Below are 14320 nucleotides of genomic sequence, written 5' to 3' on the forward strand. Positions count from 1 at the left end.
GGCGGCGGCCAGGGCGATGCGCTGGTCCTGCATGTCGCCGCAGGCGACCAGGGGTCCAGCGCCGCAACCGCTGCCTCCTAGCGGGTGGCCGTCTCGCGGCGCGGTACCGACGTCGCCGATCTCGTTCGGCGCACGGTCGAGGCCGAGCCGCGGGCCGTCGCCCGGTTGATCTCGCTGGTCGAGAACGACTCGCCGGTGCTGCGCGAGGTCGCCGCGGCGCTCGCGCCGTACGGCGGCCAGGCGCAGGTGGTCGGGCTGACGGGCTCGCCCGGCGTCGGCAAGTCGACCTCGACCAACGCACTCGTCACTTCGTTGCGCGCGGCGGGCAAGCGGGTCGGGGTGTTGGCCGTCGATCCGTCCTCGCCGTTCTCCGGCGGGGCGCTGCTCGGCGACCGCGTGCGGATGCAGGACCACGCGACCGACCCGGGTGTGTTCATCCGCTCGATGGCCTCGCGCGGTCAGCTGGGCGGGCTGTCGGCCGCCGTGCCGCAGGCGCTGCGGGTGCTCGATGCCGCCGGCTGCGACATCGTCCTCGTCGAGACGGTGGGCGTCGGGCAGGCCGAGGTCGAGATCGCGTCACTCGCCGACACGACCTTGCTCGTCGTGGCGCCGGGCTTCGGGGACGGGATCCAGGCGGCCAAGGCCGGGATCATCGAGATCGCCGACATCTTCGTGGTCAACAAGGCCGACCGTGACGGCGCCGATCAGGTGGTGCGGGACTTGCGCTACATGCAGTCGCTCGGCGGGCGGCACTCGACGGCGGGGGCGTGGCGGCCGCCGATCGTGAAGACGGTCGCGGCCCGCGCCGAGGGCGTGGACGACGTCATCGCCGCCCTCGACAAGCACCGGTCGTGGATGGACGAGCACGGTGAGCTGGCCCGGCGGCGGCGGGTCCGCGCCGCGGCCGAGATCGAGGCGATCGCGCTCGGCACGGTGAAGCTGCGGCTCGGCGGCGTGCACGGTTCGGCGGCACTCGACGCGGCGGCGGCTCGGGTCGTCGACGGGGACACCGATCCGTACACCGCCGCCGACGAGCTGGTCGCCCGCCTTTGATCCGCCGAGGCGGATCTCCTCGGAACCGCTCGCTCCGCTCGGGTTCGTCGTCGCTCCGCACGCAAGCTCGCTGACGCTCGCGCGACGGCGGGCTCTTCGCGCGAGCGCTCATCGCGTGCCTGCTCAGTCCAGAGTGGCGAGGAAGTCCCGCGTCAGCTCCGCGGTCCGCTCCGGGTGCTCGAACTGGGGGACGTGGCCGCAGTCGGGCAGGACCACAGACTTTCCCGCCGGCAGCGCCTCGTCGACGAAGCGGGCGAAGCCGGCCGGCACCAGGGCGTCGTCGGCGCCCCAGATGAACAACGCCGGCGGCGTCAGCGACGGCAGCCGGTCCCAGAAACCGCTCTCGCCGAACGGCTCATCCAGGTAGATGTTGCGCAGCGCGGAGAAGATCGCCAGCCGGTTCGGCCGGATCGTCACGACCCGGACGAACTCGTCGATCGCCGCCTCGAGCCACGCCTGCGGCATCCGGTCCGGGTCGGCGAACAGCCCCCGCAATCCGCGCATCGCCATCCGGCGCGGCACACGCACCGGCAGCGCCGCGATCTCGTCGGGCACGAGCCGGACGAAGGGCACCAGCTGGCGAAGCCGGCGGAACGCCACTGCGGGGCAGAGCAGGACCAGGCCGCGCACCTCGTACGGCGAATTGAGCGCCGCTTCGAGGCAGGTGCGACCGCCCAGGCTGTTTCCCACGAGCACGGCCGGCCGGTCGCAGGTCTCGCGCAGGAAGGCCAACAGCCAGTCACCCAGGAAGCGCGCCGCGTGCGGCGAGTTGGTCGCTTCCGTCCCGCCGTGGCCCGGCAGGTCCGGGGCGAGGACGCGGTAGTCCTTCGACAGCGCCGGGATGAGCGGCAGCATCGACGCGTTGGTCGCGCCGAGGCCGTGGACGAGAACGACCGGTGGGCCATCGACCGGCCCGGACTCGAGGTAGAACGTCTCGAGCCCCCCGGCGCGGACGGTGCGGGTCTGCGTGCGGCTGTCGTCGGCCGCCTCGCCGGGGAACAGCCCGTCGAGCTGCAGCGCGAGCGCCAGATTGCCGCGCACGGTGAGTGCCCCGTCCAGGAACGCCTGCACACCCGACCGAGCGCCGGCCACGACCTCGGTCAGCACCGGGACCGTGGCCCGGACGGTGGTCGTCGGCCGGGCCGGGCCGCCCCGTCGCGCACTCGCCCGGCCGTCGTCGATGTCGACCGTCCAGTTCGCCATTCCGCCGGCCGTGAACAACAGGCTGGCCGTGGTGTCGGCGAGCAAGGGGGAGTACATCCCCAGCAGCCGCTCGCGCAGGAGGGGCAACAGATCGTTGTCCGGCACAAGACCATCTTCACCGAAGGTGACGGACCCCGTCCCGGCGGGACATGCTACTGCTGGGTAACGTCGGACACATCGGCGGCGACGACCTCCGGGAGGACGCATGCGGGCACACATCGGCGGCGGCGTGGACGAGGGTTTCGGCCGCGTCGCGGACGAGTTCCGCCGCAACTTCGCGAGCCGCGGAGACGTCGGCGCCGCGCTCGCCGTTCACCGCGACGGTCGACCGGTGGTCGACCTGTGGGGCGGCGTGCGCGACTCGGCCCGCCGGCTGCCGTGGGAGCGCGACACGATGGTGCCGGTCTTCTCGACGACCAAGGGCATCTCGGCGCTGGTCGTCGCCTCGCTGCGTTCGAAGGGCCTGCTCGACTGGGACGAGACCGTGGCGCACTACTGGCCGGAGTTCGCCGCCGAAGGCAAGGATGCGATCACCGTGCGGCAGCTGATGGCGCACGAGGCCGGTCTCGCCGTGATCGACCAGCCGTTGCGGTCGAAGGACCTGATGGACCTCGACGCGCTGGCGAAGGTGCTGGCTGCCCAGCGCCCGGCCTGGGCGGCCGGCGAGAGCAACGGCTACCACGCGATCAGCCTCGGGCTGTACCAGAACGAACTGGTGCGCCGGATCGATCCGCAGCACCGCACCATCGGGCGCATCCTGGCCGAGGAGTTCGTCGAGCCGTTCGGCCTGTCGCTCTATATCGGATTGCCCGATGACGTCGACCTCGACTCGGTCGCCGTGCTGGGCCGGCTCACCCCACGGGCCGCGCTGCGTCAGCTAACCGGAGTGCCATGGCCGCTCGCGCGGCAGCTCGCCGACAAGCGCAGCCCGACGTCGCGCTCGCTGACCAACCCCGCGCTGGCGCGGGCCGAGCGGTTCACCCAGCGCCACGTGCTCGCGCCGGAGCTGCCGTCGTCCAACGGGGTGGGGACGCCCCGCTCGATCGCCGCGCTGTACGGCGCCGCGGCCATCGGCGCGCCGAAGCTGCCGATCGACGACGTGACACTGGCCGAGCTGGCCGCGCCGGTGACGACGCGCGTGCGCACCGACCTCCTGCTGCGCGCTCGACGGGCCTACGCGCTCGGCTTCAGCCGGCCCGTACCCGAGCACTGGTTCGGCTCACCGGGCGGTCGCAGCTTCGGCACGCCCGGGCTGGGCGGGTCGTTCGGCTTCGCCGACCCCGACGCCAAGGTCGGCTACGCCTACGCGCCCAATCGCCTCGGTATCCGGCTCAGCAACGACCCGCGCGAGGTGGCGGTGCGAACCGCCGTCTACGGCTGCCTGGGGTGAGTCGGGCTCAACGGGCCGCGGCCTCGGAGGACTCCTCCACCTCGAGCAGCGACACCTCGCGCAGTGACTCCTCGTAGGCCGCGTGCCCGCCGCGCAGGCCGAACAACCGCTTCGACAGCAGCAGGTACAGCACCGCCGCGACGTTGATGACGAGCACCGCGATCTTCAGCCAGCTCACCTTGTCGGTGAGTTCGTAGATCTCGAGCGGAATGAAGAGCGTCGTGCCGACAACGGCGACGTACTCGCCCCATCGCTTGAGTGACCACAGGCCGATTCCTTCGGCGATCTGGAGCAGGCCGTAGACGAGGATGCCGAAGGCGATGAGGTTCAGGGTGGACGACTTCGCGTGCAGCACCTTCTCGATCGAGTTGACCGTGGCCGAGTCGGAGACGTTGAAGTGGATCTGCCGGAAGAACGGGCGAAGGGCGGTGAGGTCGCGGTCGACGAGTTCCTTGATGCTCACCTGGGTGCTCTTCAGCTTGAACACCGCCGCGGCGAGCAAGAGCAGGATCAGGCCGCGGACCCAGCGTTCGATCGCGAGCGCCCGCAGGATGAAGGCGCTGCGCAGCGCCTTCCCGCGCAGGAGTACCGGTGCGTCGTCAGCGGGACCGGAGCCGTGCGGCGGTCCGAGGACGTAGGTGCCGCAACGCAGACACCGCCAGGCATCGCCCAGCGGCGTCTCGGCATGCAGCTTGGCCTCGAACTGCGGCTCGGTGACGGCGTAGGTGACATGGTCCTTGCGGGCGCACGTCCGCAGGTTCCAGTCCATGACCGTGCAGCGTGCCAGTAACCGCCGGGAGCTGTCGATTCCCCTCCGGACCGCTCGTCGTCATGATGAAGACCCGATCCGCGGGTTCCGGCACGAGGAGCAGCCATGTCGCAGTACCTGATCCTGATCTACGACAACGAAGCGGCGTACGAGAGGCTGACCGCCGACGAGAACGTCAAGATGATGGACGGCCACCAGCAGTTCGGCACCAAGAACGCCGACGCCATCGTCGGCGGCAACGCCCTGCAGTCGGTCACGACGGCGACGACGCTGCGCCCCGACGGCGCCGACGGCTTCACGATCACCGACGGGCCCTTCGTCGAGACGAAGGAAGCGCTCGGCGGTTACTACGTGGTCGAGGCGCCCGACCTCGACGCTGCCATCGAGCTGGCCAAGCAGGTCCCGGTGTTCGAAGGCGGGCTCGAAATCCGCCCGATCATGGTTTTCAATGAGTGACGGCCGGCGATCGACGAACCGGCGTTGACCACCTCCGCCGTTGCGGCCGCGGTCGCCGAGGCGCACCGTCGCGAGTGGGGCTACGTCCTCGCCGCGACGGTGCGGCTGACACGCGACATCGATCTGGCCGAGGAGTGCGTGCAGGACGCGTACGCCCAGGCCCTACGGACCTGGGCCGAACGGGGGATCCCGGCCAAGCCCGCGGCCTGGCTCACCACGGCCGCGCGCAACCGGGCGCTGGACGTGATGCGCCGCGACTCCACCTGGAAGCGGCTGATGCCGATGGTGGTGGAGGACGACGTCGTCGACGAGCCGTGCTTCGACGACGACGGTGAGATCCCCGACGACCGGCTACGGCTCATCTGCACCTGCTGCCACCCGGCGTTGGCCCCCGACGCCCGCATCGCGCTCACGCTGCGCCTGTTGTGTGGCCTGACCACCGCCGAGGTCGCGCACTCCTTCCTGGTCAGCGAGCCGACCATGGCGGCCCGGATCACCCGGGCCAAGAAGAAGATCGCCGCCGCGGGCATCCCGTACCGCGTCCCCTCGGCCGCCGAGCTGCCGGCGCGCATGGATGCCGTGCTCAGCGTCGTGCACCTCGTCTTCACCACCGGTCACACGGCCCCGATCGGGGACCGGCTCCGGCGCGGCGATCTCGTCGAGCGGGCGCGCGACCTGGCCCGGATCCTGCACAAGCTGCGGCCCGACGACGCCGACGTCGCCGGGTTGCTGGCGCTGATCCTGCTCACCGATGCGCGCCGCGCGACGCGAGTGGACGCAACCGGCCGCCTCCTGCTGCTCTCCGAACAGGACCGGACGCAGTGGGACCGCGCGGCGATCGCCGAAGGCATCGCGCTCGTGCACGAGGCGCTGCGCCGTCGGCCGCCGGGCCGCTTCGCGCTACAGGCCGCCATCGCCGCCGTCCATGCCGAGGCGCCGAACTGGGAGGCAACCGATTGGGACGAGGTGGTGTCCCTCTACGGCGTGCTGATCGAGGTCTGGCCCTCGCCGGTCGTCGCACTGAACCGCGCGGTGGCCATCGGATTCGCCCGAGGCCCGCAGGCCGGTCTGACCGAACTCGACTCGCTGGCCGCCGAGCCGCAACTGGCCGCATACCCGTACCTGGCCGCTTCGCGCGCCGACTTCCTGCACCGCCTGGGTCGCGACGACGAGGCCCGCGTCGCCTATGACGAGGCGCTCCTGCTCACCGACAACGAGGTGGAGCGGCAGTTCCTGCTCGAGCGCGTGGGGGCCCTGCCTGGATAGATTGCCCGGTATGGAAACGGCTGAGGTTGTCGTCGTCGGGGCCGGGCTGGCCGGGCTGGTCGCCACCTACGAGCTCACCCAGGCCGGGCGACGCGTCGTGGTGGTCGAGCAGGAGAACCGCAACAACCTCGGCGCCCAGGCCTTCTGGTCACTCGGCGGACTGTTCCTCGTGGACACGCCCGAGCAGCGCCGGATGGGCATCAAGGACTCCTACGAGCTGGCTTGGGCCGACTGGCTCGGCTCGGCCGGGTTCGACCGAGAGCGTGAGGACGTCTGGCCGCGGCAGTGGGCCGAGGCATACCTGCGGTTCGCGGCGACCGAGAAACGCGAATACCTGCACGGCCTCGGCCTGCGCTTCACCCCGGTCGTCGGCTGGGCCGAGCGCGGGGCCGGTGAGGCGTCGGGGCACGGCAACTCCGTGCCCCGCTTCCACCTGACCTGGGGGACCGGTCCCGAGGTCGTCCGCATCTTCCTCGAGCCGGTGCTCGAGGCCGAGAAGCTCGGGCTGGTCCGCTTCGAATTCCGGCACCGCGTCGACGACTTGATCGTGGACGAAGGTGCGGTGGTCGGCGTCCGCGGCGCGATGCTGGAGCCGACGGACCTCGACCGCGGCAAGGCGTCATCGCGGGCGGCCGTCGGCGACTTCGAGCTGCGGTCGCAGGCGGTGATCGTGACCTCTGGCGGAATCGGCGGCAACCACGAGCTCGTCCGCAAGAACTGGCCGGTCGACCGCTTCGGGCCGCCGCCGGAGACGATGATCTCGGGCGTCCCGGCGCACGTCGACGGCCGCATGCTCGAGATCGCCGAGAACGCCGGCGGCAACATCGTGAACCGCGACCGCATGTGGCACTACACCGAGGGCATCGTCAACTGGGACCCGATCTGGCCCGACCACGCGATCCGCATCATCCCCGGTCCGTCGTCGATGTGGCTGGACGCAACCGGCACCCGCCTTCCCCCGCCCAACTTCCCCGGCTTCGACACCAACGCCTCGATGAAGGCGATTCTGGCCGGCGGCGCCGACTACTCCTGGTTCGTCCTCAACCAGACGATCATCGAGAAGGAATTCGCCCTGTCCGGCTCGGAACAGAACCCGGACGTGACCGGCAAGGACCTCAAGCTGACGCTGGCCACCCGGCTCGCGAGGGGCGCGCCCGGGCCGGTCGAGGCGTTCAAGCAGCACGGCGTCGACTTCGTCGTCGCCGACAACCTGCGTGAGCTGGTCGACGGGATGAACAAGATCGCCCGCGGCGTCGAGGTCGACTACGACCAGGTCGAACGCGAGGTCACCGCGCGCGACAACCAGGTCGGCAACAAGTTCGGCAAGGACCTGCAGCTGATGGCCGTCGCCAACGCGCGGCAGTATCGCGGTGACCGGCTCACGCGCGTGGTGAAGCCGCATCGCCTGCTCGACCCCGCCCACGGCCCGCTCATCGCCGTCCGCCTCAACATCCTGACCCGCAAGACGCTCGGCGGCCTGGAGACCAACCTGGACTCGCAGGTCATGCGGGCAGACGGGTCGGCCTTCCCCGGCCTGTACGCAGCCGGCGAGGTCGCCGGATTCGGCGGCGGCGGCATGCACGGCTACAACGCGCTGGAGGGCACGTTCCTGGGCGGCTGCATCTTCTCCGGCCGGGCCGCCGGCCGCGCGCTGGCGCGGGAGCTGCGGTGACGCGGACGGCGCTCGTCACCGGCGCGTCGTCGGGCATCGGCGAAGCGGTGGCCGCCGCGCTCGCCGGCCGCGGCTACCGCGTGTACGGGACGAGCCGGAACCCCGAGTCGGTCAAGGAGAAGATCGCCGGCGTCGAGTACCTACCACTCGACCTGACCGACGATGCGAGCATCGTCGCATGCGCCGCCGCCGCCGGCGACGTCGACATCCTCGTCAACAACGCCGGCGAGAGCCAGAGCGGGCCACTGGAAGAGCTTCCGATGGACGCCGTCGAGCGGTTGTTCCGGACGAACGTGTTCGGGGCCGTGCGGCTGACCCAGCTCGTCCTGCCCGGAATGCGCGAGCGCGGGTACGGACGGGTCGTCATGGTGGGCTCGATGCTCGCGAGCTTCCCGCTGGCCTACCGGTCGTCCTATGTGGCAACCAAGGCGGCGATCAAGGGCTTCGCGACCGCCGGCCGCCGCGAGGTGTCACCCTACGGCGTCGCGATCACCACGGTGGAGCCCGGCTCGATCAACACGGGGATCGGCGAGCGCCGCACGCACTACCTGGCCGACGGCTCGCCGCACACCGCCGACTACCGCACGATGATCGACGCGCTGGACGCGAACGAACGAAACGGCATCTCGGCCGCGACGGTGGCCGCCACGATCCTGAGCGCCATCGACGCGGACAATCCGCGCTCGCTGTACGCAGTGGGCAGCAACGCGCCGTTCGTCTTCGCGCTGCGGCGGATCGTGCCGCGCGGCGTGGTCGAGAAGATGGTGGCCCGCCGCCACGGACTGCGCTGAACGGCCCATGCTGACCGTGGCGCTGGCACTGATTGCTGCCGCCGAACTGGCCGCGGTCGTCGTGCTCTCCGTCCTGTTGATCCGGACACGGCGGACCGCCGGCGAGCTGCAGACGCAGCTGGAGACCGCGAAGAGACCGATGCCGCGGACAGCCGCCGGCCGGGCGATGAAGGCCGTCGTCGGCACCGCCGTGCGCATGCGCGACCAGGGGGTCGGCGAGTTCCTGGCCGGTTCGCTGGAGGACCTCACCCGGTGGGGCACCGAGGACCGGGCCGAGATCGTCCGGCTCGCAGCGCCCGACGGCACGATCACGGTCTTCTTCTCCGACATCGAGGAGTCCACGACGCTGAACGAGCGGCTCGGCGACGACGAGTGGGTCCGCGTACTGGGCGCCCACGAGAAGCTCGTGCGCGGCTGCGTCGACAAGCAGGACGGCCACGTCGTGAAGTCCCAGGGTGACGGTTTCATGGTGGTATTTCCCGACCCACGGTCCGGTGTGCTCGCAGCGGTCGACGTCCAGAAGGCGCTGACGGACAGAGCCCCGCGCCGACTGCGGCGAACGGCGGTCAAGGTGCGCATCGGGCTGCACGTCGGACCGGTCGTCTCCCGCGACGGCGACTACTTCGGTCGCAACGTGGCCCTCGCCGCCCGGGTCGCCGCGCACGCGCGCGGGGGCGAGATCCTCGTCAGTGACGAGCTGCGAGCGGCGCTCGACGGCGCCGCCGGTTTCGAGCTGTCCCCCGTCGGCGAGGTCGAGCTGAAGGGGCTCACCGGCGTCCACGCACTCTGGCAGGTCCGATCGCAGGTATGACCGATCCTGAGCGCTCAGCGGAAGGCGTCGAGCCCGGTCAGCTGTGAGCCCAGCACGAGAGTGTGCACCTCGTGCGTCCCCTCGTACGTGTAGACGGTCTCGAGGTTCACCGCGTGCCGTAGGGCCGGGTACTCGGTGGTGATGCCGCTGCCGCCGAGGATCGAGCGGGCCTCACGGCATATCGCCAGCGCCGCACTGACGTTCGAGAACTTGCCGAAGCTGACCTGGTGCGGCGAGATCCGCCCCGCGTCCTTCAGCTCGCCGAGGCGGCGGGCGGTGAGCTGGGTGTGCTGCAGGGACACCGCCATGTCGGCCAGCTTCTTCTGCGTGAGCTGGAAACCGGCGATCGGCCGGCCGAACTGGGTGCGGGTGCCGGCGTAGTCCAGCGTGGCCGCCAGCGCATCGCGGGCCGCCCCGGTCACGCCCCAGATGATCCCGAAGCGCGCCTCGGTCAGGCAGCCGAGGGGCGCCTTGAGACCGGCAGCCTCGGGCAGCCGGTTGGCCTCGGGCACGCGCACGTCGTCGAGGATGAGTTCGCTCGTGACCGACGCCCGCAACGAGATCTTGTGGTGGACGTCCTGCGTCGTGAAACCGGGCATTCCCTTCTCGACGAGGAACCCGCGCACACCTTCGTCAGTACGCGCCCAGACCACGGCGACGTCGGACAGCGAGCCGTTCGTGATCCACATCTTGTTGCCGGACAGGATCCAGTCGCCACCGTCGCGGACGGCGCGGGTACGCATCGAACCGGGGTCGGAGCCGGAGTCCGGCTCGGTGAGCCCGAAGCAGCCGATCAGCTCCCCCTTGGCCATGCCCGGCAGCCAACTTTGCTTCTGCTCCTCGCTGCCGTACGCGTAGATCGAGTACATCGCGAGCGAGCCCTGCACGCTGACCAGTGATCGCAGCCCGGAGTCAACGCTCTCGACCTCGGCGCAGACCAGCCCGTACTGCGACGCCTTGGCGCCCTGGCAGCCGTATCCGTCCAGATGCATGCCGAGCACGCCGAGGGCACCGAACTCCTGGGCGAGTTCGCGGGCGGGCAACGTCCCGTCCTCGAACCACTTCTGGATGTTGGGGCGCAACCGGTCGTCGGCGAACTTGCGGACCGTGTCGCGCAGCAGGCGGTCCTCATGGTCGAGATCGTCGTCGAGATCGAGCAGGTCGAGGCGGTCCAGAACGTCGTTCATGCCCTGGAACGCTACGCCTGGCTAGTCTTGCGCCTATGCCGCAGTCGCTCGACTTCGACCCGATCGATCGCGCCGGTGATCTCTGGCAGACGCACTGGCCGGAGGAGCAGCCCGACGTCTACGCGGCCATGCGGGCGGTCACGTCGATCATGCGCGCGCACCAGATCCTGATCGGCGAACTCGACGGCATGCTCCGGCCGCTGGGTATCACCTTCAGCCGCTACGAGGCCCTCGTTCTGCTGGTCCACTCGCACGACGGCGCGCTCCCGCTTTCGAAGATCGGTGAGCGGCTGCAGGTCCACGCCACATCCGTCACCAATGTGATCGACCGGTTGGAGGCCGCCGGGCTCGTGCGCCGCGAGCCCAATCCCCGCGACGGACGCGGCACGCTCGCGGTGATCACCGACGACGGACGCAAGGTCGCCGACGAGGCGACCATCGCGTTCAACGACGCGCGGTTCGGGATGTCAGCACTCGGGCTGACCCAACTGGATCAGCTGTTCCGGATCCTGCGCAACCTGCGTGTGGACGCCGGGGACTTCGCTGGTGTTCCCTCCACCTAGATCGGAGCACGTCATGTGGCACCGGATGTTCGCCGAGCAGATCCCCTTCGACGAGAAGGTGTTGCGCACGATCCTCATCTACGCGGTCGTGGCGGTGTTGATCCGGTTGACCGGCAAACGAAGTCTGGCCGGGCTGAACACGCTCGACATCGGCGTGGTCTTCCTGCTGTCCAACGTCGTGCAGAACGCGATCATCGGCAACGACCTCAGCGTGACCGGCGGGGCGATCGGCGCGGTGACCCTCGTGGCGGTGAACTCGCTGCTGAACCGGTTGGCGCTGCGCAGCCCGCTCTTCGCCCGGGTCTTCGACGGCAGTGAGACGCGCGTGATCGAGGACGGCGCGGTGCTCGAACGGCCGGCCCGCCGCCTGGGGCTGCGCGACGCCGAGCTCGAGCACGCAGTTCGCATCCAGAACGGTGATGAGCTTGCGCAGGTGGAGAGCGGCGTACTCGAGCCGAGCGGCCAACTGCTGGTCACCCTGCGCCCGTCCGAACAGAGCGCCACCAAGGCCGACGTGGCGTCGCTGAAGGCTCAACTGGACCGGCTGGAGGTCGCCCTCGCGGCCAAGGGATGACGATGGGATCGCCAGGCACCCCGGTCAAGGCCCGCAGTCACGGTCAGGGTGCGCCCGCCACCCAATGCGCGGGCCGGCGGTGCTGCGGCGACAGCCGGGTGCCGGCATCGCCCCGGGCCGAGTGCAGCTGCGCCTGGGTCACGAACAGGCAGACCGTCAGGTCGGCGCCCCGCACGTCGGCATCGCGCAGATCCGCACCGAGTAGGTCGGCGCCGCGCAGGTCGGCCCTTCGCAGGTCGGCGGCGATCAGGTAGGCGCCACGTAGGTCGGCCCGACGCAGATCAGCCTCCCGGAGGTCGGCACCGACCAGGTCGCCGTTGCGCTGTGAGCGCGACGGGAGCGGCCGGCGGGCGGCCTCGCTGACCCGGGCCAGCAACTGGCCCGCCTGCGTGCGCTCGGCGGGGACGTCCACCAGCCGCAACTCGTCGGCTCCGAGGTAGGTGAGGCCGTTGACGTGCGCGAGGAGATCTCCGACCTCGGTGCGAACTCCGGGGTCCTGCGTGATCTGTCGCGCCTCGACGAGATGGGCCAGGATCTCGTGCAGCTGGCGCACGACGGGGTAGACGTCGAGCAGTTCCGCCGCGGTCTCGGGATCGGCGCGCCAGTCCCGCCCGCGGAGGGTGACCTGCGACACCTTCTGGCCCGCGCCCTGGCAGTCGTAAACCGCGCAGCCGCTGAAGCCACATACCCGCAAGTCGGCGTGCACGCCGCACCGGAGATCCCCGGTGAGGTGGCGACACGGGGTGCCCGCCGGCTTGTCGAACGCGAAGTCGGCCGAGGCGTCGAAGCGCAGCGCGACACAGCAGAGCGCGAAGCAGTTGGTGCAGTCGGCGCGCAGGTCGGCAAGCTCAACCACGCGGCTGTCCGACACGACTTACGAAGATAGCGGGCTACGGTGGCGTAGCTGCCGGTCCGATATGCACCATGGGTTGCGTGGCTGAAGAACCTTCGATCCGCTCGTTCGTGGCTATCGGGGACAGCTTCACCGAGGGCCTGAACGACGAACTGCCCGACGGCGCACTGGCCGGGTGGGCCGACCGGTTCGCCGCGACGTTGGCCCAGCAGCCCGAGGGCGTTCGGTACGCCAACCTCGCGATCCGCGGGCGCCTGCTGCGCCAGATCGTGGACGAACAGGTCCCCATCGCCGTGGCGGCCGCGCCCGATCTCATTGCTTTCTCCGCCGGCGGCAACGACCTTCTGCGGGCCGGCGCCGACGTCGACGCCACCGCTGACCGCTACGAACAGGCGGTGCGGGTGCTGCGGTCCACGGGTGCGCGGGTTCTCGTCTTCACCGGTTTCGACGTGGGCACGACGCCGGTGTTGCGGCTGGTGCGCGGACGCATCGCGATCTACAACGAGCACCTTCGCGCGATAGCCGGGCGCAACGGCTGCGATCTCGTCGACCTGTGGTCGTTGACGCCGCTGCGTGACCGGCGGGCGTTCAGCGACGATCGGCTGCACCTGTCGGCCGACGGGCACGAGCGGGTGGCCCGCCTGGTCGCGTGGGTCCTCGGGCTGCCCGGTCCGGATCCCTTCGAGGGCTGGACCGGCATCGCCGCCGCCGAATCGAGCCGGCGTGACGACCTGATGTGGGCGCGGACGTACTTCCTGCCCTGGGTCGGGCGTCACCTGCGCGGTCGGTCCAGTGGTGACGACGTGCTGCCCAAGCGTCCGGAGCTCGACGTTCTGCCGTGAGGTGACAGCGGGCGGGCCGAACCGTAGAAGGACGGTTCGCCTAGACCCGGGCCGAGGCCGCGAGGTAGGCCTCGATCACGACGTTGTAGTCGTAGTCGACGCCGCCTCGTTCGGCGCAGGTGGTGAGTACGACCCGGCCCGGCCGCGTCGGATCAAGCCACGACCTGATGAAACCCAGCTGGTTCTTGCGCACCCCGTAGACGTCGCGGACCCGATAGATCAGCGTGCCGGTCCGGGTACGCAGCACGAGGCGGTACCCGTCCAGGGCGTGCACCGGGTAGACCGGGACACCGTTGCGCATCGCCGGGTGCGCGTGCAGCAGTTCCGCCGTCGCCACCGTGGATGCCTTGTTGAGCACCTCCTGGGCGTCCGGCGCCCAGGAATGCCCGAACAGATAGCTGGTCGCCGGTTGTTCGCTGCTGGGAGCGACGCCGAAGCCGCCTCGGACCCAGCAGATGGTGTGGTGCTGTTCGCCCGGTGGGTCGTAGGGCCGGATGTTCGTCATCGCGCAGACGTGGGCCTTGATGGTGAACCGGGGGCCGGTGAGTGTGAACGCGGTCGGGGCAGCGGGGGCGACCAAGTCGTGCGGCGGGCCGGGACGCGTAGGGGGAACCGACACCCGTGGCTGGGTGAGCTGGACGGGGGGCGGCAGGGCCTGGTGGGCCGGCGGCGCGGAACGGTCCGGCCGGCTTCCCAGGTACCAGGTGAGTGCGCCCAGCGCCACGGCGGCGGCCAGGCACGCAGCAGCGACCCGGCGGGCGCGGGGGCGGGGTGCGGGCGAGGTGCTTCTGAACAGCGCGATGTCTCAACGATAAGCGTGTCGGCGCCGTTGTCGAAGCGCAGGCGGCGAGCGATTCGCCGCGCCGGTCGGACCCGATCGGCAGTACTGT

General features: G+C 70.6%; 15 protein-coding genes. 10 read left to right on the forward strand and 5 right to left on the reverse strand.

The genetic code is table 11. The features are described from left to right. Nucleotides 1-84: 84 nt before the first annotated feature. Nucleotides 85-1053 (forward strand): methylmalonyl Co-A mutase-associated GTPase MeaB, encoded by a 969-nt coding sequence (gene meaB / locus ABR571_RS09660; protein ID WP_409452981.1) that lies wholly within the window; start codon nucleotides 85-87, stop codon nucleotides 1051-1053. A 123-nt stretch (nucleotides 1054-1176) separates the two neighbouring features. Here the strand turns inward: meaB and ABR571_RS09665 are convergent, their stop codons facing one another. Continuing rightward, a complete protein-coding gene (locus tag ABR571_RS09665) occupies nucleotides 1177-2361 on the reverse strand; it encodes an alpha/beta fold hydrolase (protein ID WP_409452982.1) in 1185 nt (394 codons plus the stop codon). A gap of 100 nt (nucleotides 2362-2461) precedes the next feature. Between ABR571_RS09665 and ABR571_RS09670 the strand changes: the two genes are divergently transcribed. Beyond that, nucleotides 2462-3646, forward strand: a complete 1185-nt coding sequence (locus ABR571_RS09670; RefSeq protein WP_409452983.1) for a serine hydrolase domain-containing protein — start codon at nucleotides 2462-2464, stop codon at nucleotides 3644-3646. 7 nt (nucleotides 3647-3653) lie between these two features. Here the strand turns inward: ABR571_RS09670 and ABR571_RS09675 are convergent, their stop codons facing one another. After that, a complete protein-coding gene (locus ABR571_RS09675) occupies nucleotides 3654-4415 on the reverse strand; it encodes a DUF2127 domain-containing protein (RefSeq protein ID WP_409452984.1) in 762 nt (253 codons plus the stop codon). A gap of 105 nt (nucleotides 4416-4520) precedes the next feature. Here ABR571_RS09675 and ABR571_RS09680 point away from each other — a divergent pair, with 105 nt between their 5' ends. Genes ABR571_RS09680 through ABR571_RS09700 form a run of 5 tightly spaced genes read left to right on the forward strand, consistent with a single transcriptional unit; the run spans nucleotide 4521 to nucleotide 9411 of the window. Further along, on the forward strand, nucleotides 4521-4871 hold the full coding sequence (locus ABR571_RS09680; protein ID WP_409452985.1) for a YciI family protein: 351 nt from the start codon (nucleotides 4521-4523) through the stop codon (nucleotides 4869-4871). A 24-nt stretch (nucleotides 4872-4895) separates the two neighbouring features. After that, nucleotides 4896-6137 carry an RNA polymerase sigma factor gene (locus ABR571_RS09685; RefSeq protein WP_409452986.1) on the forward strand — a complete coding sequence of 414 codons (1242 nt, stop codon included), beginning with the start codon at nucleotides 4896-4898 and terminating at the stop codon, nucleotides 6135-6137. Nucleotides 6138-6147: 10 nt separating this feature from the next. Next, complete coding sequence (locus ABR571_RS09690; RefSeq protein WP_409452987.1) at nucleotides 6148-7809, forward strand: FAD-binding dehydrogenase; 1662 nt, start codon at nucleotides 6148-6150, stop codon at nucleotides 7807-7809. Next, the gene (locus ABR571_RS09695) at nucleotides 7806-8600 is read left to right on the forward strand and encodes an SDR family oxidoreductase (RefSeq protein ID WP_409452988.1); all 795 of its coding nucleotides are present in this window, start codon (nucleotides 7806-7808) and stop codon (nucleotides 8598-8600) included. The genes ABR571_RS09690 and ABR571_RS09695 overlap by 4 nt, the downstream gene beginning before the upstream one ends. A gap of 7 nt (nucleotides 8601-8607) precedes the next feature. Next, nucleotides 8608-9411: an adenylate/guanylate cyclase domain-containing protein gene (locus tag ABR571_RS09700; protein WP_409452989.1), complete on the forward strand. Its 804-nt coding sequence runs from the start codon at nucleotides 8608-8610 to the stop codon at nucleotides 9409-9411. Between the two features lie 14 nt (nucleotides 9412-9425). Here ABR571_RS09700 and ABR571_RS09705 read toward each other — a convergent pair whose 3' ends face one another. Further along, nucleotides 9426-10598, reverse strand: coding sequence for an acyl-CoA dehydrogenase family protein (locus tag ABR571_RS09705; RefSeq protein ID WP_409452990.1), 1173 nt, complete (start codon nucleotides 10596-10598; stop codon nucleotides 9426-9428). A 35-nt stretch (nucleotides 10599-10633) separates the two neighbouring features. On the opposite strand from ABR571_RS09705, the gene ABR571_RS09710 reads away from it, so the two are divergent. After that, nucleotides 10634-11161, forward strand: coding sequence for a MarR family winged helix-turn-helix transcriptional regulator (locus tag ABR571_RS09710; protein ID WP_409452991.1), 528 nt, complete (start codon nucleotides 10634-10636; stop codon nucleotides 11159-11161). A gap of 13 nt (nucleotides 11162-11174) precedes the next feature. After that, entirely contained in the window at nucleotides 11175-11735 is a 561-nt protein-coding gene (locus ABR571_RS09715) for a DUF421 domain-containing protein (protein WP_409452992.1), read from the forward strand. A 43-nt stretch (nucleotides 11736-11778) separates the two neighbouring features. Here ABR571_RS09715 and ABR571_RS09720 read toward each other — a convergent pair whose 3' ends face one another. Beyond that, nucleotides 11779-12591: a pentapeptide repeat-containing protein gene (locus ABR571_RS09720; RefSeq protein ID WP_409452993.1), complete on the reverse strand. Its 813-nt coding sequence runs from the start codon at nucleotides 12589-12591 to the stop codon at nucleotides 11779-11781. Between the two features lie 68 nt (nucleotides 12592-12659). On the opposite strand from ABR571_RS09720, the gene ABR571_RS09725 reads away from it, so the two are divergent. Beyond that, nucleotides 12660-13430: an SGNH/GDSL hydrolase family protein gene (locus ABR571_RS09725; protein WP_409452994.1), complete on the forward strand. Its 771-nt coding sequence runs from the start codon at nucleotides 12660-12662 to the stop codon at nucleotides 13428-13430. Nucleotides 13431-13470: 40 nt separating this feature from the next. Here the strand turns inward: ABR571_RS09725 and ABR571_RS09730 are convergent, their stop codons facing one another. Further along, complete coding sequence (locus tag ABR571_RS09730; protein ID WP_409452995.1) at nucleotides 13471-14154, reverse strand: hypothetical protein; 684 nt, start codon at nucleotides 14152-14154, stop codon at nucleotides 13471-13473. Between the last annotated feature and the right edge of the window lie 166 nt (nucleotides 14155-14320).

It is taken from the genome of Jatrophihabitans sp., assembly GCF_046262535.1.
Lineage (GTDB): Bacteria > Actinomycetota > Actinomycetes > Mycobacteriales > Jatrophihabitantaceae > Jatrophihabitans.